Annotated in this window: 17 protein-coding genes and 1 tRNA gene; 7 read left to right on the top strand and 11 right to left on the bottom strand. The window is 75.2% G+C overall.

The genetic code is table 11. From position 1 onward, the window contains the following. Positions 1 to 61: 61 nt before the first annotated feature. The gene (locus QYM41_RS02595; protein ID WP_368798178.1) at positions 62 to 1,102 is read left to right on the top strand and encodes a magnesium and cobalt transport protein CorA; all 1,041 of its coding nucleotides are present in this window, start codon (positions 62 to 64) and stop codon (positions 1,100 to 1,102) included. Between the two features lie 9 nt (positions 1,103 to 1,111). Here QYM41_RS02595 and QYM41_RS02590 read toward each other — a convergent pair whose 3' ends face one another. Next, positions 1,112 to 1,849, bottom strand: coding sequence for a DedA family protein (locus QYM41_RS02590; protein ID WP_368798177.1), 738 nt, complete (start codon positions 1,847 to 1,849; stop codon positions 1,112 to 1,114). Between the two features lie 123 nt (positions 1,850 to 1,972). Here QYM41_RS02590 and QYM41_RS02585 point away from each other — a divergent pair, with 123 nt between their 5' ends. Together QYM41_RS02585 and QYM41_RS02580 are read left to right on the top strand one after the other, a co-directional pair. Next, positions 1,973 to 2,983: a mechanosensitive ion channel family protein gene (locus tag QYM41_RS02585; protein ID WP_368798176.1), complete on the top strand. Its 1,011-nt coding sequence runs from the start codon at positions 1,973 to 1,975 to the stop codon at positions 2,981 to 2,983. Continuing rightward, the gene (locus tag QYM41_RS02580) at positions 2,980 to 3,300 is read left to right on the top strand and encodes an antibiotic biosynthesis monooxygenase family protein (RefSeq protein WP_368798175.1); all 321 of its coding nucleotides are present in this window, start codon (positions 2,980 to 2,982) and stop codon (positions 3,298 to 3,300) included. The genes QYM41_RS02585 and QYM41_RS02580 overlap by 4 nt, the downstream gene beginning before the upstream one ends. A gap of 13 nt (positions 3,301 to 3,313) precedes the next feature. On the opposite strand, the gene QYM41_RS02575 is transcribed toward QYM41_RS02580, so the two are convergent. Then, positions 3,314 to 4,231 carry a LysR family transcriptional regulator substrate-binding protein gene (locus QYM41_RS02575; RefSeq protein ID WP_368798174.1) on the bottom strand — a complete coding sequence of 306 codons (918 nt, stop codon included), beginning with the start codon at positions 4,229 to 4,231 and terminating at the stop codon, positions 3,314 to 3,316. A gap of 120 nt (positions 4,232 to 4,351) precedes the next feature. Here QYM41_RS02575 and QYM41_RS02570 point away from each other — a divergent pair. Further along, positions 4,352 to 4,424, top strand: a tRNA-Ala gene (locus QYM41_RS02570). Between the two features lie 73 nt (positions 4,425 to 4,497). On the opposite strand, the gene QYM41_RS02565 is transcribed toward QYM41_RS02570, so the two are convergent. The 4 genes from QYM41_RS02565 to galU all read right to left on the bottom strand — a co-directional run bounded on the left by QYM41_RS02565 (position 4,498) and on the right by galU (position 9,041). Then, on the bottom strand, positions 4,498 to 6,288 hold the full coding sequence (locus QYM41_RS02565; RefSeq protein ID WP_368798173.1) for a CYTH and CHAD domain-containing protein: 1,791 nt from the start codon (positions 6,286 to 6,288) through the stop codon (positions 4,498 to 4,500). 172 nt (positions 6,289 to 6,460) lie between these two features. Beyond that, positions 6,461 to 7,324, bottom strand: coding sequence for a hypothetical protein (locus QYM41_RS02560; protein WP_368798172.1), 864 nt, complete (start codon positions 7,322 to 7,324; stop codon positions 6,461 to 6,463). Positions 7,325 to 7,479: 155 nt separating this feature from the next. Next, positions 7,480 to 8,112, bottom strand: coding sequence for a GNAT family N-acetyltransferase (locus tag QYM41_RS02555; protein WP_368798171.1), 633 nt, complete (start codon positions 8,110 to 8,112; stop codon positions 7,480 to 7,482). Positions 8,113 to 8,126: 14 nt separating this feature from the next. Then, complete coding sequence (galU, locus tag QYM41_RS02550; protein WP_368798170.1) at positions 8,127 to 9,041, bottom strand: UTP--glucose-1-phosphate uridylyltransferase GalU; 915 nt, start codon at positions 9,039 to 9,041, stop codon at positions 8,127 to 8,129. 161 nt (positions 9,042 to 9,202) lie between these two features. Here galU and QYM41_RS02545 point away from each other — a divergent pair, with 161 nt between their 5' ends. From QYM41_RS02545 to QYM41_RS02535, 3 genes are all read left to right on the top strand, one after another. Beyond that, the gene (locus QYM41_RS02545) at positions 9,203 to 9,844 is read left to right on the top strand and encodes a 5-formyltetrahydrofolate cyclo-ligase (protein WP_368798169.1); all 642 of its coding nucleotides are present in this window, start codon (positions 9,203 to 9,205) and stop codon (positions 9,842 to 9,844) included. Positions 9,845 to 9,907: 63 nt separating this feature from the next. Beyond that, a complete protein-coding gene (locus tag QYM41_RS02540; RefSeq protein ID WP_368798168.1) occupies positions 9,908 to 10,261 on the top strand; it encodes an FmdB family zinc ribbon protein in 354 nt (117 codons plus the stop codon). Positions 10,262 to 10,382: 121 nt separating this feature from the next. After that, complete coding sequence (locus QYM41_RS02535) at positions 10,383 to 11,099, top strand: SAF domain-containing protein (protein ID WP_368798167.1); 717 nt, start codon at positions 10,383 to 10,385, stop codon at positions 11,097 to 11,099. 215 nt (positions 11,100 to 11,314) lie between these two features. Here QYM41_RS02535 and QYM41_RS02530 read toward each other — a convergent pair whose 3' ends face one another. The 5 genes from QYM41_RS02530 to QYM41_RS02510 form a co-directional block, all read right to left on the bottom strand. After that, on the bottom strand, positions 11,315 to 15,109 hold the full coding sequence (locus QYM41_RS02530; protein WP_368798166.1) for a hypothetical protein: 3,795 nt from the start codon (positions 15,107 to 15,109) through the stop codon (positions 11,315 to 11,317). Positions 15,110 to 15,241: 132 nt separating this feature from the next. Next, positions 15,242 to 16,849, bottom strand: a complete 1,608-nt coding sequence (guaA, locus tag QYM41_RS02525; RefSeq protein WP_368798165.1) for a glutamine-hydrolyzing GMP synthase — start codon at positions 16,847 to 16,849, stop codon at positions 15,242 to 15,244. A 23-nt stretch (positions 16,850 to 16,872) separates the two neighbouring features. Then, positions 16,873 to 17,457 (bottom strand): DUF3817 domain-containing protein, encoded by a 585-nt coding sequence (locus QYM41_RS02520; RefSeq protein WP_368798164.1) that lies wholly within the window; start codon positions 17,455 to 17,457, stop codon positions 16,873 to 16,875. Next, positions 17,450 to 18,490 carry an SURF1 family cytochrome oxidase biogenesis protein gene (locus QYM41_RS02515; RefSeq protein WP_368798163.1) on the bottom strand — a complete coding sequence of 347 codons (1,041 nt, stop codon included), beginning with the start codon at positions 18,488 to 18,490 and terminating at the stop codon, positions 17,450 to 17,452. Before QYM41_RS02515 ends, QYM41_RS02520 begins: the two co-directional genes overlap by 8 nt. A 99-nt stretch (positions 18,491 to 18,589) precedes the next feature. Beyond that, on the bottom strand, positions 18,590 to 19,711 hold the full coding sequence (locus QYM41_RS02510) for a GuaB3 family IMP dehydrogenase-related protein (RefSeq protein ID WP_368798162.1): 1,122 nt from the start codon (positions 19,709 to 19,711) through the stop codon (positions 18,590 to 18,592). Positions 19,712 to 19,724: the final 13 nt, after the last annotated feature.

The raw sequence follows: 19,724 nt of genomic DNA, 5'->3' as shown, positions 1-19,724 counted from the left end.
CGCGCGGTGCGCGGGCACGGCCGTCCCGGGCCGGGGACGGCGGGCCGGGGATAATGGGTGCGTGAGCATCGTCGACAACGCCGTCTACCGGGGCGGGCAGCGCATCGCGTCCCCCGCCACGCTCGAGGAGACCTACCGGCTGCTCGCGCGGCTGCGCGCCGAGGACCCCCGCTGCGCCGATCCCGGTGCGCACTGTCTCCTCGCCTGGATCGGCCTGCACCGGCCATCCCCGGACGAGCTCGACTCCCTGGCCGGGCAGTTCGGTCTGCACGAGCTCGCCGTGGAGGACATCCGCCAGGCCGAGCAGCGGCCCAAGCTGGACCGCTACGGGGAGATCCTGTTCACCGTGCTGCGCCCCGCCGTGTACCAGGACGCCACCGAGACGGTCGACTTCGGGGAGATCCACATCGTGACGGGTCCCGGCTTCGTGATCACCGTCCGGCAGTCCGAGCACGGGCGGGTGGGGCGGGTGCGCTCCCGGGTGGAGTCGCAGCCGGCCCTGCTGGGCACCGGCGCCGAGGCCGTGCTGTACGCGGTGCTCGACCAGACCGTGGACGACTACTACCCCGTGGTCGAGGGGCTCGAGAACGACATCGACGAGATCTCCGACGCCCTGTTCTCCGGCTCGGGGGACGGGGTGGTCTCGCGGCGCATCTACCAGCTCACCCGGGAGGTCAGCGCCTTCCACCGGGCGGTCGCCCCGCTGGAGATGGAGCTGCGCCAGTTCCTGGAGGAGCTCGACGGCGCGGGCGCGGACCCCGAGCTCCGGCACAGCCTGCGGGACGTGCTCGACCACCTGATCTTCGTCACCAACAAGGTCGAGGCCTTCCAGTCCTCCCTGACCAACGCCCTGATGCTGGACTCCACCCAGCTCGCCGCCCGGCAGAACGAGGCCGCGATCGAGCAGAACGAGCAGATGAAGCGGATCTCGTCCTGGGCGGCGATCCTCTTCGCCCCCTCGATCATCGGCTCCGTGTACGGGATGAACTTCCACGTCATGCCGGAGCTGTCGTGGGTGTGGGGGTACCCCATGGCCCTGGTGCTGATGCTGCTGACCGGGGTGGTGCTCTACACCGTGTTCCGGCTCAAGCGGTGGTTGTGACCCCCGTGCTCACGGCTCTCCCCGTTCGCGGCGGGCGGCGTCCGACAGGCCCCTGCGGTTGCGCAGCACCCGCTTGAGCACCCACCAGCCGAGCAGGAGCGCCACGGTGACGACCACGATGCGGGAGAAGACGCCGGCGTACTGCTCGGCGATGTGCCAGTTCTCGCCCAGGTAGTACCCGGCCAGCACGAAGATGGTGTTCCAGATGAGGGAGCCCGCCGTGGTGAGCAGCACGAACGCCCCGAAGGACATCCGCTCGATGCCGGCGGGCACCGAGATCAGCGACCGGAAGACCGGGATCATGCGGCCGAAGAAGACCGCGGCCTTCCCGTGCCGCTCGAACCACGCCTCCGTGCGGTCCAGGTCGTGCAGGTCCACGAGGGGCATCCGGTCCACGACGGCCCGCAACCGGCGGCGGCCGAGCGCGGCGCCGATCCAGTAGAGCGCCACGGCCCCGACCACGGCCCCGAGCGTGGTCCAGAAGATCGCCCCGCCCAGCGAGAAGCTGCCCTGGCTGGCCGTGAAGCCGGCCAGGGGGAGGATCACCTCCGAGGGCAGCGGGGGGAAGAGGTTCTCGAGGGCGACGAGCAGCCCGGCGCCCGGGGCCCCGATGGCCTCCATGACGTCGACCGCCCAGGCGGCGATCCCGCTCAGCGCCTCGGTCCCCGAGGTGCCCGAGGCGAGGACGGCCGTGCCCGGGTCGAGGGCGTCGTGGGCGGCGGTCGGGGCGGGGCTGGGGGCAGTCATGGGTCCTCGGGGTGGTCGGGGTGCGGTGGCGGCCCGGCGGGCGCGACCCCCATTGTGCCCGACCCGCCCCGGCGGCGGCTGGACGGGTCCCGAGCGGCGGACATCGTTCGTTACGCTTCCCCCATGCTCTTCCCCGCTCTGCTCCCCCTGTCCTCCCCCGTGCCGTCCCTGGACCCGATGTGGCAGTTCTGGCTCGACAAGCCCCTGCGCATCCTGCTGGTGCTGGTGGGCGCCTCGATCCTGGGCGCCGTGGTGCGGCTGCTGATCCGCCGGGTCACCGGCGGGATCGCGCGGGGCAGCCGGTCCCGGATCGTCCGCCGGATGGAGCGGGGTCGGCCCCGCTGGGTCGAGGACACGGGCCTCGCCGGCGCCCGGCAGGCCCAGCGCGCCCACACCATCGGCTCGGTGCTCTCCTCCGTGGCGACCGTGGTGATCTGGGCGGTCGCCCTCGTGATGATCATCTCGGAGCTGGACTACGACATCGGGCCCGTCCTGGCCTCCGCCGGCATCGCCGGCGTGGCCCTGAGCTTCGGGGCGCAGTCCCTCGTGAAGGACTACCTGTCCGGGATCTTCATGGTCGCGGAGGACCAGCTCGGCATCGGGGACGTCGTCGACCTCGGCGAGGCGAGCGGGACCGTCGAGTCCGTGGGGCTGCGCGTGACCCAGCTCCGCGACATCAACGGCACGCTGTGGCACGTGCGCAACGGGGAGATCCTGCGCGTGGGCAATCAGTCCCAGGGCTGGGCCCGCTGCGTCCTGGACCTGCCGGTGCCCTACGACACGAACATCGAGCTGGTGACGGAGCTGATCCTGCACGAGGCGGCTCTGCTGCGGGACGACCCCAAGGTCGGCGAGTACATCACGGAGGACCCCGAGGTGTGGGGCGTCGAGGCCGTGACCGGGGAGTCCGTCACGGTGCGCGTGGCCGTCCGCACGGTCCCCCTCAAGCAGTGGGACGTGGCCCGGGCCCTGCGGCTGCGGATCAAGAAGATGCTCGACCGCGAGGGCCTGCACGTGCCGCTGCTCAACCAGACGGTGATCCGGCACGCCGAGGACGGAGCCGCCGTCCCCGCTCCGCCGGAGACCGGCCAGGTCCGGTCCGTCCGGCGCAATGTGCCAGGATCGGACGCATGAGCATCGTCAAGATCAACGCCATCACCGTCCCCGCGGACTCGGGCGACGAGCTGGGCCGGCGCTTCGCCGCCCACGGCGGCTCCATGGCCGGGGTCGCGGGATTCGAGGGCTTCGAGCTGCTGCAGCCCACGGACGGGCGCACGCAGTGGCTCGTGCTGACCCGCTGGGCGGACGAGGAGTCCTACGGGGCCTGGCGGTCCTCGCAGGACTTCGCCCGCTCCCACGGGGGCGGCCCCGCCGGAGAGGGCGAGCGACCCCGCCCCGTGGGCACCGCCTCGGAACTGTGGTCCTACACGGTGGCCGTCGCGCAGGCGTAGCCCGCCGGGCGGCTCAGCGGCGGCCGCGGCCGCCGCTCCGGCGCCCGCCCGCGGGCCCGCCGCGTCCGCCCCGGGGCCCGCCCGCCCGGCGCGTCGCCGGCGCGGGCCTGCCCCCGCGGCGCGCCGACGACGCCCGCGAGGACTTCTGGCCCGGCGCCGGCCGCTCCTCCGTCGCCGGGGGCGCCGGGGAGCCAGTGCCCCGGGAGCTGTTGAGCCCTCGGCCGCGGACGACGCCCACGAAGTCCTGCACGAGCTCCTCCTGGTCCTGCGGCAGGTCCTGCGGCCACACCAGTGCCACGGGCACCGCCGCGGCGTCCGGCACCACCCGGTGGACGAGGTCCTTGCGGTGGTGCAGCCGCGCGAGGGACATCGGCACGACCACCAGCCCGAGACCCGCGGCGACGAGCTCGACGGCGTCCCGGGTGTGTCGCATCGGGGGCAGCGGGGCGTCGGCGGCCACGGCCGCCGGGGAGCGCAGCCGCTCCCGCTCGGGCAGGGTCGCGGGCTCCTGCAGCAGCACCTCGTCCACGAGCTCCGCGACGGGCACCTCCTCCAGCAGGGTCAGCTCGTGGTCCCGGGGCAGCACCACAACCTGCTGCTCCGCGTAGAGCTCGACCGCCCGGTAGCGCTCGCGCAGCGCGGTGAGGTCGTCGACCCCGGGCCGCGGGTGGGAGGGCAGCCGCACGAAGCACGCGTGGGCGCGCCCCTCGGCCAGCTCGTCTCGCCACGCGTCCGTCTCCAGGGGGTGCTCGGCCAGCACCCGGCCGGGGTTGCGGTCCCGCCACCGGAAGAACCACTTGCCGGGCATGACCCCGGGGACGAAGGCGACCACGAGGTCGGCCGGTCCACCCGGCCCCTGGGCGCGCCCCGCCCGGCGCCCCTCGGCGTCCGGCGCGGCGGAGGGGTCCTGGGTTCCGGGCGTGTCGTCCATGGCCGCCAATCTACCCACTGCGGGGACCGCTCCCCGACCACCGGCGGGCGGCGCCCCGGACGCGCCGAGCGCCCGGGATGCGAAACCGGCGCGGGATGTATAGGATGGAACGGTTGCTCCGGGGCTATAGCTCAGTTGGTAGAGCGTTTCGTTCGCAATGAAAAGGTCAGGGGTTCGATTCCCCTTAGCTCCACGGAACGAGGAAGCGGGACATCCCACCGGGATGTCCCGCTTCGTCGTCTCCTGGGCCCGGCGGCCGGGCCGTGTCAGGCGAGGTCCTCCCGCAGCTGGGACAGGAGCACCCCCACCACGTCCGCGGCGCCGTCGGTCCCGGCGCGCAGCCGGGCCGCCTCGGCGCCGTGCAGCACCCCGACGGCGTAGCGGTCCACGCCGGACCGTGCGAGCGCCCCCGCCGTGGCCGCGAGCCACCGCTCCACCACCGCCGCGTCCATGACCTGGCCCAGCTCGTCCTGGTAGTCCTCCGCGTCCCGGGCCGCGCGCCGCAGGCGCTTGCCCGGGCGATTCCCGGTCCGCTGCAGCACGGCGTCGACGTAGCGCACGCGCTTGACCGCCTTGCGCACGTCGTGCAGGTGCTCCAGCCGCTGCGGAGCATCGGTGTCCCCGGCCTGCTCCGCCTCGGCGACGCCCTCGGCCACGCGCACCACCTTCCCGAGCGCCCGGCGCACGAGCGCGTCGGGGACCTCGCGACCCGAGAGCCGGGCGCACTCCTCGGTCACGGGCGGGGCGGCCGCGATCTCCCGGACGTCCGCGAGGAGCCGGAGGTGGTCACGGCCGGTCACGTGCCGGCGCGCCCGACCGGCGGCCGTCCGTGCCTGCTCCTCCGCCCGGCTCCGCAGGTCCTCCGCCGCCGCCGGCCCCACCAGCCCGTCGAGGTCGGCCACGCGCCCGGACAGCAGCTGCGCGGTCACCTCCGCGTCCCGGGCCGCGGACAGCGTGCGGGCGAGCTCCCGCAGCCGGGCGTCCAGCTCCTCGACCACGTCCGGGTCGAGCATGGGCGCGGCCGCCCGGAGCACGCTGCGCAGGGAGCGGGACGTCACGCGCAACTGGTGCACCGCGTCCGGCACGTCGAGCCGGAGCTTGAAGTCCCAGAGCACCAGCTGCTCCGCGAGCTCGGACAGCACCGCGCGCAGCACGTCCGGCCCGGCGTCCGCGGCGGCCTTCTTCCCCTTGGCGCCCTTCTTCCCCGCGGCGGCCTTCTTCCCCTTGGCGCCCTTCTCCTCCTTGGTGCCCTTCTTGCCTTCGGAGCCCTTCTGGCCTTTGTCCTTGCCCTTCTTGCCGTTGCCCTGGTCCTCCGTCCTTGCGCCCTTCCCTGCGCCCTTCCCGGTGCCCCGGCCCGAGGACCGGCCGGACGTCCCGTCCGCCGCCGCTCCCGGTTCCTGCGGCTGCTCCGGTCGGGAGCCGGCCGCGGCGTCGTCGTCCTCCTCGCCGAGCGCGCGGGCGATCTTCGCCCGGGAGCTGGACGGAGTCCCCCCGGCGGCGCGCACCACGGCCTCGACCGCGGCGAAGACCTGCTCCTGCCGCTCCTCGGGCATCGTGCCGTCGAGGAGCTCGACCTCCCACTCCGACCAGGACCGGCGCGTGCCGGTGCGCTCGTCGACGGCCTCGACGGCGTCCACGGCCAGCTCGGCGACCTCGGTGCCCGTGCTGTCGCTGATCGTGCGCACCTGCCGGTCGGTGCGCAGGGTCGCCACCGGGCGCAGGTCCTGGCCGCCGGTCAGCCCGGCGAGCAGGTTCCGCACGGACGCCGGCATCCGGTCCGGCGTGCGCAGCAGCGGCACCTGCAGCTCGTGGCGTCCGCCCGGGTCCTGGAACTTCACGTGCCAGCCGTCGTCGGCCCCGCCCCGGCGCCGGCGCAGGGCCACCAGCCGGCGGCCCAGGGCCATGTCCTCGGTGTCGTGGTAGACGGCCTCCATCCGGTGCTCCACGGGATCGGCCGAGACCGTCCACCCCTCCAGCCTGCTCCAGTCGACGCGGGCCTCCGCGCCCTCCGGGAACTCGTACTTGCGCTCGACCTCGCGCTGGGCGACGGCGGTCATGGGGGTCCTCCTGCTCGGGGCCACCGGCCGCCGGTGCCGGCGGCCGGCCGTTGCGGCGATGATACCGGGACCGGTGCACCGCCCCGGGAAGCACGAACCGCCGCGGCCCCCTGGGGTGGGGACGCGCGGCGGTCCGTGCGGCCCGGTTCCCCGGGCCCGGCGGTACGGGCGGTCAGGCGCGGCGGCGCTTGAGGACGTCGTCGAGGTCGAGGGCCGCGCGGCCCTGCTCCTCCCCCGTGCGTACGGCGTCCTTCAGGCTCGCGGCGCGGGCGGTGGGCTGCTCCGGCACCGGGAGGGGCTCCGGCTCGGGGCGCTGGACCACGGGGGCCTCGGCGTAGGTCGGCCGAGGCACGGGGACCGGCTCCCAGGTCCGGCCGGGTGCTGCGGACTCCCGCGCCACGCGGAGCGCCTCGGCCCGCAGCTCCTCGACCGTGAAGGCCGCGGGGGCGGGAGGGGCGGGCCGTTCCTCGGCGGCGGGCAGGTCGAGGTCCTCGGCGGTCGCGCGCGACTGCTCGCGGGCCTCCTCCGCCACGGCGTGCTCGTGGTCGAACAGGGCCACGTCCTCGCGCGGGGCGTGCGGCTGCGCCTCGGGCGCCCGGACCACCGGGGCCTGCTCGCGGCGGGCGGCCCGGTCCTGGACGGCCAGGTAGCGCAGGGCCAGGACGGAGCCGGTGCCCAGCAGCAGCAGGAACACGGGCCACGGCCAGCTCACGGCGGCGGAGAACGGGGCGACCGCCGCCGTGACGAGCGCGCCCAGCAGGGCGGCGCACCCCGCGAGGAGGATCCCGGCGCGGTCCCGCCTGATGCGCAGGGGGCGGGGGTCGCCGTCGGCGGGCCGGGAGACGGTGTCGGTGGTCGCCATGATGTTCCTTCGTCGGCGGGACGCGGGCGGGGACTGCTCGAGGGGCGCGGGGTCGTGGTCCGGGGCGGCCCGGGACTCGGCGGCCTCCCGGCGGTGCTGCAGCCGGGGCACGACCCAGAACAGCGAGAGGGCGCACACGACGGCCAGCACGGCCGAGCTGGACACCCAGATCATGGTCGCGGTCCTGCCTCTGCGGTCACGGGTTCGAACGGACGGAAGCCGCCGGCGGGGTGCGCCGGCGTGTCCAGGGCCCGGGCTCGGGCCGTGAGGAACAGCCTACTACCGCGAGGGCGCGCCTGTGGGTATCCCTGTGGACACGCCCGCCCGGGTCACCGCCAGACGGCGGGCCGGTCCGATCCCGTGAACCGGCGGACGAGTCCCTCGGGCACCTCGGGCGCGGTGAGCGCGAAGCTGCGGTGGTCCGTCCAGCGCCCGTCGATGTGCAGGAAGTCCTTGCGCAGCCCTTCGTCCCGGAACCCCAGTTTCTCCACCACCCGCAGGGACTTGGTGTTCTCCGGCCGGATGTTGATCTCCATCCGGTGCAGACCGAGGCCCTGGAAGCAGTAGTCGGTGGCCATGGCCACCGCCATCGGGGCCACGCCGCGGCCGGCCTGGTCCCGGTCCACCCAGTAGCCGAGGGACGCGGACAGGAACGACCCCCACGCGATCCCGGAGACGGTCAGCTGGCCCACCAGGCCGAACTGCTCCGTGCCCGGGACCCGCTCCGTGATCAGGAAGGGCAGCGCCGTCCCCTGCCGGGCCTGCTGGTCCAGGGTCCGCACGAACTGCCCGAACGTGGGCGGTCGCCCCCCGGGAGCGGGGTTGGTGGCCTCCCAGGGGTCCAGCCAGTCCCGGTTGCGCCCGCGCACGGCGTCCCACTCCCGGCGGTCCCCCCGGGTCAGCGGGCGCAGCCGGAGCTCCCCCCAGGAGACGGTGACGGGCCACCGGAGCTGTCCGGCCACGGGCGCGTGGCCTCTCAGCCGACCGGCAGGGACCGGGTGTACTCCCGGAGCCACTCGCACAGCTCGGGCCCGAGGTCCTCGCGCTCCGAGGCCAGGATGATGTTGGCCTTCAGGTAGCTGAGCTTGTCACCGGTGTCGTAGCGGCGTCCCTTGAAGACCACCCCGTAGACCCCGCCGCCCTCGCCCTCGCGCCCGGCGAGGGTCTGCAGCGCGTCCGTGAGCTGGATCTCGTTGCCGCGCCCGGGGGCGGTGTTCTCGAGGACCTCGAAGACGTCGGAGTGCAGGACGTAGCGGCCGATGATGGCCAGGTTGGACGGGGCCTCCTCCGGGGACGGCTTCTCCACGAGCCCGTTGATCCGCACGTAGTCCTCACCCTCCACGGGGGTGACGTCGGCGCAGCCGTAGGAGCTGATCTGCTCCTGCGGGACCTCCATGAGCGCGACGACGGAGCCGCCGGTGCGCTCCTGCACGGCGATCATCTGGGTCAGCAGGTCGTCCCGGGCGTCGATCAGGTCGTCGCCGAGCAGCACCGCGAAGGGCTCGTCGCCGATGTGGATCTTGGCGCGCAGCACCGCGTGCCCCAGACCCTTGGGGTCGGCCTGGCGCAGGTAGTGGATCTCGCCGAGCTCGGAGGCGTGCTCCACCTCGCGCAGCAGCTCGGTCTTTCCGGACGCCTCCAGCTGGTGCTCCAGGGCGGGCACACGGTCGAAGTGGTCCTCCAGGGCCCGCTTCGAGCGGCCGGTGATCATCAGGACGTCCTGCAGGCCGGCGTCGACGGCCTCCTGGACCACGTACTGGATGGCCGGGCGGTCCACGACCGGCAGCATCTCCTTGGGCATGGCCTTCGTCGCGGGCAGGAACCGGGTGCCGAGCCCGGCGGCGGGGATGACGGCCTTCCGGACCGTCCGGGGGTTGCTGTTTCCACTCATGGGCACAGGCTAACGGATCGAAGCCGCCCGCCAGCGGATTCCTGTCCGGGCCCGGTTGCCCGCCGCGGCGGCCCCGGCTAGCCTCGCACCACCGGCCCGGGCGGGCCGGTGCGCCCGGGGCCCGCCCCGGCCCGGGCGCCGGACGAGGAACGGATCCCACGATGACCGATCCCGGTGGTCCCGCCGCGGCCAAGGCCCGGCTGCGCCGCGAGCTGCGGGCCGCCCGCGCGCGGCGGTCCCGGGCCGCCCGGGAGCACGCCGCCGTCGGCTTCGGCCGGCACCTCGCCGAGCTGCTCGCCGACCGCCCGCACCTGGACATCGCCGCGTACCTGCCGCTGCCGACCGAGCCGCCGCTCGAGCCGGCCCTGGTCACCGCCCACCACCGCGGGCACCGGATCTGGGTGCCCGTGTGCGAGCCGGGGCGCCGGCTGTCGTGGGCGCACTGGTCGCCGGGGACGCCCGAGCGGGCCGGGGTGGCCGGCGGGCTGCGCGAGCCCGTCGGCGCCCGGCACGGGGCGGAGGTCATGCACTCCGTGGGTCTGCTGCTCGTGCCCGCGCTGGCCGTGGCGCCCGGCGGCGCGCGGCTGGGCTTCGGCGGCGGCTACTACGACCGCTTCCTCGCGACGCTGCCCCGCACGGCCCACCCGGAGCTGCGCACCGCGGTGTGCGTCTTCGCCGACGAGGTCCTCCCCTCGGGGAGCGTGCCCATGGAGGAGCTCGACGCCCCGGTCCCCCTGGCCCTCACGGAGAACGGCCCCGTGCGTCTGGACGGTCCCGCCGCCACGGCCCCGGGAACACGGTAGAATCAGCAGTCGACCCCTGCGAGTGCCAGAGTGCGCGCTCGTCGACCCTTCTCAGGAGGACCCATGCCCGTCTACGCCTACGCCTGCAAGGACTGCGGCCACGCGTTCGACATCCGTCAGTCGTTCAGCGAGAGCGCCCTGACCGTCTGCCCGGAGTGCGAGGGTGGCCTGCGCAAGAAGTTCAACACGGTGGGCGTGGTGTTCAAGGGCTCCGGCTTCTACCGCAACGACTCCCGCGGCACCGGCTCGACCGGCACCGACACGTCCGGCACCAGCTCGTCCGGCACCGGCTCGCGCGGCGGCGGGGACTCCGGCGACTCCTCGTCCTCGGCCGCTCCGGCGGCTCCCGCCCCGGCGACGGCCGCCGCGGGCGCGTCCTCGTCCGCCGGTGCCTCGGCGGGCGGCTCCTCCGACTGAGCCGCACCGTCCCGGCATCCTGACTGCACGGGGCCGAGGACACCCCGCCACGGGGTCCGCTCCGCCACAGGCGGCTCCGGTGCTCGACGCCCCGGGGCGCCCGCGTCCTAGGGTGCGGCGCATGAGCCCACGCCCCCGCCCCGTCCGGCGCCGCTACCCCCTGTCCCTGCGCCTGCGCTCGGTCCTGTCCCGTCGCCGCCGCCTGGTGGCCGCCCTGCTCCTCGGCCTCGCGGTGGGCCTGGTGGTCCTGCGGCTCGGCCCGCCCCGGGGCAGCACGGTCCCGGTGGTCACGGCCGCGGAGGCGCTGCCCGCCGGGGCCGCGGTCTCCCCCGAGCGGCTCGCGGTGGCCTCCTATCCGCCGGACCTGGTGCCCGAGGGTGCCGTCGCCGACCCCGCGGTGCTGGCCGGGCGGGTCCTCGCCGGGGCCGCGGGCCCGGGGCAGCCGCTCACGGAGAGTGCCCTCGTGGGACCGGGGCTGCTGACCGGCCAGGCCCGGGGCGTCACGGCGGTCACCCTGCGCATCGACGATCCGGGGGCGCTGCGGCACGTGCGCGCGGGGGACCACGTGGACGTCGTCCACCTCCCCGACGGCGCGGCGCCGGGTGAGCGCCAGGTCCTGGGCCGGGGCCTGCCCGTGCTGTGGGTCTCCTCCGCGGACCCCGTCGGGGACGCCGGGCTGCTCGCGGGACCCGCCGGGGGCGAGGAGGAGGGGCTGCTCGTGGTGGGCGCCCCGCACGAGGAATCGGCCCGGCTCGCCGGCGCCGGGGGCGGCGGGCGCACCACCGTGGTCCTCGTGCCGGCGCCCGTCAGCCCCAGTGGGGCGGCCGCTGCGCCCTGAGCCACTCCTCGTGGGCCTGCTCCCCCGCCCGGTGCCCCGGCTCCTCGTCCGCACGGGGCGCGGAGCCCGGCAGACCGGGAAGGCGGGGCTCCGCCCCGGTGGGCGTGCCGCCGGTGGCCCGCCGCGGCCCGCGCCGGCGGGGTCGCGGCCGCCCGGGCCCCGCGCCCGGCTCCCCGGATCCCGGGCCCGGCGCCGTCCCGGGCGCGGGGTCCCGCTCAGCCGGCACGGCTGCCCCGGCCCTCGCCGGCGGGCAGGCCGAGGTAGCGCCGGATCAGCTCGGCCACGGTGTCCGGGTCCGTGAAGACCTCGATGGTCCACAGGGTGAGGTAGTTCCAGCCGGTCCGCTCGAGCTGCTGGGGCCGCAGCCGCGAGCGCTCCCGCACGGACAGGGCGGCGTTCTCGGCCGAGCCGTCCGACTGCCCGGCCACGGGGATCCGCAGCGGAGCGCCCTCGGCGCGGGCCCGGCCCGGCACCACGGCCCCCGCGGACATCGACTCGGTGCCGGCCCACGCGACCAGGTCCAGCACGCCCGCGTAGCCCAGCCGCACCGAGGCCCCGCGCTCCTCCAGGCGGCGGGCGAGGTCGACCACCAGGGCGTCGTCGTGGGTGTCCCGCGCGGTGTCCTCGCGCGGGGGCGGCCCGCCGAGGTGCGCGGCGAGCACGCGGGCGAAGTCCCGGGCCCCGTGCTGGAGGCCCTTGCCCTCCATCTCGCCGGGGTGCAGGGAGGTCACGATGCGGGTGGCGTGGCGGGCCCGGGTCATGCCGAGCACGAAGTGCTGGCGGCCGTGCCGCTCGGACAGCGCCCCGAGGTAGGGCACGGTGCGCCCGTTGGCCGTCTTGCCGAAGCCCAGCGAGAAGATGACGGTGTCCCGCACGATGCCCGCCGCCCGGTGCAGGTCGACCACCCGGAACGATTCGGGCCCCGGTGCGAAGAAGGCCGCGGCGCCGGGCTCCTCGCGCATCCGCTGCCGGACGGCCTGGGCGATCCGCGCCGCGTGCACCGCGCTGGCCGTGACCACGGCCAGGGACCGGCGCGGGTGGCGGGCCGCGTGCTCGAAGACGAGCTCCACGACGCGCCGCACCTCGGCGGCGGGCGCCTGGATGCCCTCGATCCCGGCGGTGAGCGCGCCGACCCCGTCCGGGACGTACTCGACGTCGAGCACGGGGGTGGCCCCGGTCACGGACTCGCCGTGCGGGATCCTGGTCAGCCGGCCGCCGTAGAACTGCTCGTTGAGGTGGCGGAAGACCTGCTCGTCCATCGAGCGGTAGACGGTCCGCAGCGCCCGCTCCGGCACCACGCGGGAGAGGGCGTCGAAGGCGCTGTCCACCTCCACCACCGGCTGCGCACCCGGGGCGGGCGCCGCGGTGGGGGCCACTGTGAACGGCTGGGGGCGGCCCAGGTGGGGGTCGCCGAACGCGATGACCTGCCGGCACCGGGTCAGGGCGGGCAGCACCGCCGCGAGCGGGGAGCTCTCGGCGTCGAGCACCACCACGGCGTCGAACTCGTGGTCCTCGGGCAGCGCCGCGGAGAGCACGAGCGGGCTGGCCGTCCACACCGGCACCAGGGAGCCGATCAGCTCGCCCGCCGCGCCGCCGAGCTCCTCAAGCGGAGCGGCGCCCTCCCGCAGCATCCGGCGCAGGGCCGCCGCCGCACGCGGGGAGCGCCGCAGGGTGCGCTGCCAGCGGTCGGCGAGCTCGGCCAGCAGGCGCCCGGCGCCGGAGGCCACGTGCGCGGCGTCGGCGCGGCGGAACGCGGACTCGGCCTTGCGCAGGGCGTGGCCGCCGGGCATCGCCAGGAAGTCGTCGCCGCTGATCATGGCCTCGAGCGTGGACTGCCACCAGGCGAGGTCGAACTCCCCGGGGACCTCCGCCCGGGGCACGGTGCGCCGGACGAGGTCGTCCACGAGCTCGCCGAGGCCCTGCCCGCGCAGCTCGTCGAGCAGGACGGTGCGCTCGGGCAGCACCGCGAGGTTGTCCTCGTCGTTGATCAGCCGGTCCAGGGTCTCCCGCAGCCGCTCGACGGGCAGGCCGAGGAGGTCCTCACCGGTGGTCGAGCCCTCGAGGGCGATGGCCAGGCCCTCGAGGTCCTCCACGAAGCGGGCCTGCACCGCCGCGAGCTCCTCGACCCGCTCGGAGACGACCGGGTGCTTCGAGGACGTGGCCCACTCCTGCCACCGCTCCCGCTCCGACTGCACGCGCAGCAGGGCGCTGTGCAGGTCCGTGAGGTGCACCCCGTGCCGGATGTACTCCTTCGCGGCCTTGCGCAGCCGCGAGCGCTGCAGCCCGGTCATCTCGATCCCGTGCTCGCGACGCCAGCCGGAGCCGGCGGTCGCGGCGACCAGGTCCGTGACCGGCCGGTCGTAGATGTCGGGGGTGAAGCGGGTCAGCGAGTCCTGGACCTCCTGCAGCAGCCGCAGCTGCCGGCCCCACTCGGGGACGGTCGTGCCGCCGCGCAGCCCGCTGGCGGCCAGCACGTGCCGCATCCCCGTCTCGAGGGTGGTCAGCTCGAGCAGCAGGGACTGGGCGAGCCGGTGCGCCTGGCGGGCCTCGTCCTCGTTGACCAGGCGCGCCCCGGTCCAGGGCCCGGCCAGGGTCCCGGCGTCGAAGGCCCCGAGCTCGGCGGCGCGCTCGAGCCGGGCGACCACCGCGTCCCGCTCGGTCAGCGCGTCGAGCACCGAGCGGGGGAAGCGCACGGACGTGGCGGGCGCCGGACGGCGGGAGGTCAGCTCGGCGAGCGCCTGCACGGCCCGGTACGGGGAGACGGACCAGCGCGGGCGGACGGTGTGCAGGGACCGCACGTGCTCGGCGAGCTGGTCGCGGCTGGCGCGCAGCGTCCCGTGCAGCTCGGTGAGGTCGGGGCGCTCGGCGCGCTCGTTGCGGGCGACCGCCCGGATGAGCTGCTGGGCCACGTCCGTGTCGCTGAGCTGGGAGGACAGCGGCAGGACGGCGGTGCCCAGGCCCAGCCCGTCCAGCCGCCGCCGGAAGGCGGCCAGCGTGGTGCGCCGCTCCCCCAGGACCAGGACGGTGCGGCCGGCGGCCACGAGGGTGCCCACCGTGTTGACGGCGGTGTCCAGCTGACCGGTCCCGGGGGCCGCCGTCACCACGAAGGAGTGCCCCTGCGCGGCGAGGTCGAGGACCTCCTGCTGGGGGCCGTCGGCGTCGAGCAGGAGCAGCTCGTCGGCGGGATCGCGCTCGTCGAGCGGGGGCGCGTCGTGGGTGATCTCCTGCACCTGGGGGACCCGCCCGACCGCGGAGTCCTTGAGCCGGGCGAGGTCCCGCACGAGGGCGGTGCGGGCCACGACCGAGAGGTCGGCGGGCCGGTCGTGCAGGTCCGCGAACGTGGAGACCAGCAGCTTGTGCTCGACGTGCATCCCCGGCACCGCCCCGGCGAGGGTGCGCAGCGTCTCGAGCGCGGGGGCAGGGTCGAGCCGCCGGGTGCCGTAGGCGAGCCGGGCGAGCTCCCCGGAGGTGAGGTCCACGCCGTGGTCCGCGGCCAGGCGGCGGACCATGGCGGGGTTGAGCCGGGCCGGACCGACGAGCTGGAGCTCGAAGTCGTCGAGGTCCGGGCGCGGCTTCAGCGCGAGGGGGGCGAGCAGGACGGGCGCGATCCAGCGGCGCTGGCCGGCGCCGGTCGGGTCCGAGCCCCGGGGACGGGCCAGCCAGGACGCGGTGCCGGCGGCGAGGTACGCGGCGTCGAGCCCGTGGTTGACCGACAGCTCGTGGGTCTTGGTGCGCAGGGCCCGGGCGGCGCGCACGGCCCGCCCGTAGGCCTCGGGCTCGTGCACGATCGTGGACAGGCGGGTGGGGCGGCCCATGAGCAGCTGCGCCTGGCCCGAGGAGTTCGCCTCGGTGAGGTCGATGCACACGTTGTCGACCTGGTTGAAGTCCAGCAGCGTGTCCGGGCCCGTGTAGGCGTCCATCTGGCGCGTCCAGGGCTGCAGCGAGACGTGCGGGGGCTGCGCCCGGGACGGGTCCGACTCCTGGGGGGTGCGGTCGGCTCCGATCGACATGGTTCTCCTCCTGCGCCTCGGCCCGGGGGCCGGGCACCGCTCACGGACGGGTCGAGCGGTCCGTGCGGACCGCTCGACCCCGGCTGCTCGTGTTCGGCCCGTGCGGGGCGGGCCCTGGGCCCGCCCCGGGGCCTACTCCCACTCGATGGTGCCCGGGGGCTTGGACGTGACGTCCAGGACCACCCGGTTGACCTCTTCGACCTCGTTGGTGATGCGGTTGGAGACGCGGGCCAGCAGGTCGTAGGGCAGCCGGGACCAGTCGGCGGTCATCGCGTCCTCGCTCGAGACCGGCCGCAGCACGATGGGGTGCCCGTAGGTGCGCCCGTCGCCCTGCACGCCCACGGAGCGCACGTCCGCCAGGAGCACCACCGGCATCTGCCACACCTCGTCGTCGAGCCCGGCGCGGGTCAGCTCCTCGCGGGCGATCGCGTCGGCCCGGCGCAGGATCGCGAGGTTGGTCTCGCTGACCTCGCCGATGATGCGGATGCCGAGACCCGGGCCGGGGAACGGCTGGCGGCCGACGATCTCGTGCGGCAGGCCGAGCTCGCGCCCCACGGCGCGGACCTCGTCCTTGAACAGCGTGCGCAGCGGCTCGACCAGCTCGAACTGCAGGTCCTCGGGCAGTCCGCCCACGTTGTGGTGGCTCTTGATGTTCGCGGCGCCCTCCCCGCCGCCGGACTCCACGACGTCGGGGTACAGGGTGCCCTGGACGAGGAAGCGCACGGGCTCTCCCTCCTGGGCGGCGGCCTTGGCGACCTCCTCCGCGGCGGCCTCGAAGGAGCGGATAAACTCCCGGCCGATGATCTTGCGCTTCTGCTCGGGGTCGGTGACGCCGGCGAGCGCGCTGAGGAAGCGCTCCTTCTCCTCGGCCACGTAGAGGTTCACCCCGGTGGCGGCGACGAAGTCCTGCTCCACCTGCTCGGCCTCGCCCTCGCGCAGCAGCCCGTGGTCCACGAACACGCAGGTGAGCTGGTCGCCCACGGCCCGCTGGACCAGGGCGGCGGCCACCGCGGAGTCCACGCCGCCGGAGAGCCCGCAGATCACGGACGCGGAGCCCACCTGCGCGCGGATCCGCTGGACGTGCTCCTCGATGATGTTGCCGGTCGACCAGGTCGGCTCGACCTGCGCGCCGTCGAACAGGAAGTGCTCGAGCACCTGCTGCCCGTGCACGGAGTGCTTGACCTCGGGGTGCCACTGCACGCCGTAGAGCCGGCGGGACTCGTCGGCGAACGCGGCCACGGGGGTGGTCTCCGTGGAGGCCAGGACCTCGAAGCCGGCGGGGGCCTCGACGACCGAGTCGCCGTGGCTCATCCACACGGTCTGGGTGCCCGGGGAGCCCTCCAGGATGGAGGCCGTGGGCCCGCCCACGGCGGTGGCGGTGGTCGCCCCGTACTCGCGGGCGCCGGTGTGGGCCACGGTGCCCCCGAGGGCCTGCGCCATGGCCTGGAAGCCGTAGCAGATGCCCAGGACGGGCACACCGGCCTCGAACAGGGCCGCGTCCTGCTGCGGCGCGTCCTCGGCGTAGACGGAGGACGGGCCGCCGGAGAGGATGATCGCCGCGGGGTTCTTGGCGAGGATCTGCTCGGTCGACCAGGTGTGGGGGACGATCTCGGAGTAGACACTGGCCTCGCGGACCCGGCGGGCGATCAGCTGCGCGTACTGCGCGCCGTAGTCGACCACCAGGACCGGGCGCTGCTCCAGATCGGTGCGGGTCTCAGCTGTTTCGGTCACGCCCTCCATCCTAGGCCAGGCGCGGGACCGGCTCAGTACCGCTTGGCGGCCCGCGGGTTGGCGCGCAGCTCGGCCGTGGTGGAGGCGTGGATCTTGCGCTCCACCACGAAGGAGAGGAAGGGCACCACGCCGCCCAGGGCCATGACCACGAGCTGCGGGAAGGGCCAGCGCATGAGCGTCCAGATCCGGAAGCAGGAGATCAGGTAGACCACGTAGAACCAGCCGTGCACGATGAGGATCCACGTGGAGATGTTCACCCCGCCCGCGAGGTTCTCGAGCTCGAGGTCCTGCCAGCCGAGGGCCACGGTCTGCCCGGTGGCGCGGTCCGTGCCGCCCGCGATCAGGTCGTAGCCCAGGCCGTAGCGGGTGATCATCTCGGCCACGAGCAGCAGCAGGAACGTCCCGGAGATCCAGGCGCAGACCATGTAGAAGCTCAGGGCGCCGCGGATCTGGGCCTCGGTGCCCCCGAAGCGGCGGCGCGGCTGCAGGGCGGCCGCCCGGCGGGGCACCCGTCCCGGGGACGCGGCCGCCGAGGGCCGGGCGTCCGGCGGCAGGGAGACCCGCACGCCGTCGGTGCGCTCCTTCGGGGTGGGGGTCGGCTGCGTGGGTTCAGTCATGATGGGCTCCGGTCCTGTCCTGGGTCCTGTCGTGGGGTCCGGGTTCGCGCGCCGGCCCGCCGGGCTGGTCGTCGAACCAGTAGTACTCCCCCGCCGCGGGGTCGTAGTAGTAGTAGCGTCCGCTCGCCGCGTCGTAGAAGTACTCGTCGACGACGCGCTCGTCGTGCACCTGCCCGCCGGAGCCGTGGGCGGAGGCGTCGCGGGGGGTGCCGCCCTCGAAGTAGAAGTACTCCTCCGGGTGCTGCTCGCGCTGCCACTCGTCGCGCACGAACCGCCACCAGATGTAGAGGGCGAACCCGGCGAAGACCACCCACTCCACCGCGTAGAAGACGTTGAGCAGGTTCACGGAGTCGTCGGTGGGCTGCTGGTCGATGTCGAGCCGGGTCAGCTCCGGGCTCAGCAGCGCGGCGCCGGGGGCGAGGGTGCCGTCCGGGGCGAGCTGCGGCGGCGCGGGGGCGGGGCTCTCGGCGAACGCGGCCACGTACCCGGACCACAGCGGGACGTCCCAGAGGTTGGTGAGCTGCGCCGGGGACACCGTGCGCACCTGCCCGTCGGGGAGCTCCTCGCCGGGTTCCGGGCCCTCCGCGGGCAGGTACCGGCCGACGACGTCGACGGCGCCCTGCGGCTCCGGGGGCACCGCGGCGGGGTCGGCGGTCCAGCCGCGGGCCACCGCGAGGGTCAGCTCGCCCCCGGCGTCCGGCCACAGGCGCTCGCTGTCCGGGACGGTGAGGGCGGAGACCGCCCACCAGCCCTCCGCGCCGTCCTGCAGCCGTCCGGGCACCAGCACGGTGGAGCCGTCCCGGTACTCGCCGGTCACGGTGACGAGCTGGTCGGCCTGCGCGGCGGTCACGGGGGCGCCGGCCTCGGCGGCCTCGGCGAGGGGGACGGCCACGTCCTTGGCGGGGTCGGAGACCGTGCGGGACTGCGCGCTGGACTCCAGCTGCCACTGGCTCAGGAGCACGAAGCCCACGGCCAGCCCGAGACTCACGATCAGGGCGAGGATCGAGCGGGGGCGCAGGGCGGTCGTGAGCACCCGTCAAGGCTAGTGGGCCTTCCTGGACGTTCGCCAGTTCCGCACCACCCGGTGCCGCGCCGGCGGGGCCCGGGGAGGGCCCCGCCGGCGCGGGGCGCGTCAGCCGCGGATGACCACCTCGGCGCGCTGGAACTCCTTGAGCTCCAGGTACCCGGTGGTGGCCATCGAGCGGCGCAGCGCGCCGACGAGGTTGGAGGTGCCGTCCACGTGGCGCGACGGCCCGAAGAGGACCTCCTGGAGGGGGCCCACGGTGCCCACGCGGGTGCGCAGTCCGCGCGGGAGCTGCTCGTGGTGGGCCTCGGCGCCCCAGTGCCAGCCCCGCCCCGGCGCCTCCTCCGTGCGGGCCAGCGCGGTGCCGAGCATCACGGCGTCCGCGCCCATGGCGAGCGCCTTGACGATGTCCCCGGAGACCCCCACGCCGCCGTCGGCGATGACGTGGACGTAGCGCCCGCCGGACTCGTCGAGGTAGTCCCGGCGGGCGGCGGCGACGTCGGAGATCGCCGTGGCCATGGCCGCGTGGATCCCCAGGGTGTTCTGGATCCGCATGGACGCCCCGCCGCCGAAGCCGACGAGGACCCCGGCCGCGCCCGTGCGCATCAGGTGCAGGGCCGGGGTGTAGCCCGCGGCGCCGCCCACGATGACCGGCACGTCGAGGTCGTAGATGAACTTCTTGAGGTCCAGCGGCTCCTGGTTGCGGGAGACGTGCTCCGCGGAGACCGTGGTGCCGCGGATCACGAAGACGTCCACCCCCGCGTCGAGGACGGTGCGGTAGTGCTCCACGGTGCGCTGCGGGGTCAGGGAGCCCGCAACGATGACGCCGGACTCCCGGATCTGCGCCAGCCGGGCCGTGATGAGCTCCGGCTGGACGGGGGCCTCGTAGAGCTGCTGCATCCGGCGGGTGGAGGCCGGGGCGTCCTCGCCGGAGAGCTCCGCGATCTCGTCGAGCACCGGCTGCGGGTCCTCGTAGCGGGTCCACAGGCCCTCGAGGTCCAGCACGCCCAGCCCGCCGGCCCGGCCGAGGGCGATGGCCGTCTCCGGGGAGGTCGCCGAGTCCATCGGGGCGCCCAGGAACGGGATGGAGAACCGGTAGGCGTCGATCTGCCAGTCGGTGGACACGTCCCGGGGGTCGCGGGTGCGGCGCGAGGGCACGAGGGCGATCTCGTCCAGGGAGAAGGTGCGACGGGCGCGTTTGGAGCGGCCGATCTCGATGTCGTAGCTCATGGTGTCCTTTCCG

It is taken from the genome of Kocuria oxytropis (assembly GCF_040981195.1).
Classification (GTDB): domain Bacteria; phylum Actinomycetota; class Actinomycetes; order Actinomycetales; family Micrococcaceae; genus Kocuria; species Kocuria oxytropis.
This window is presented reverse-complemented; position numbering and strand designations above follow the sequence as displayed.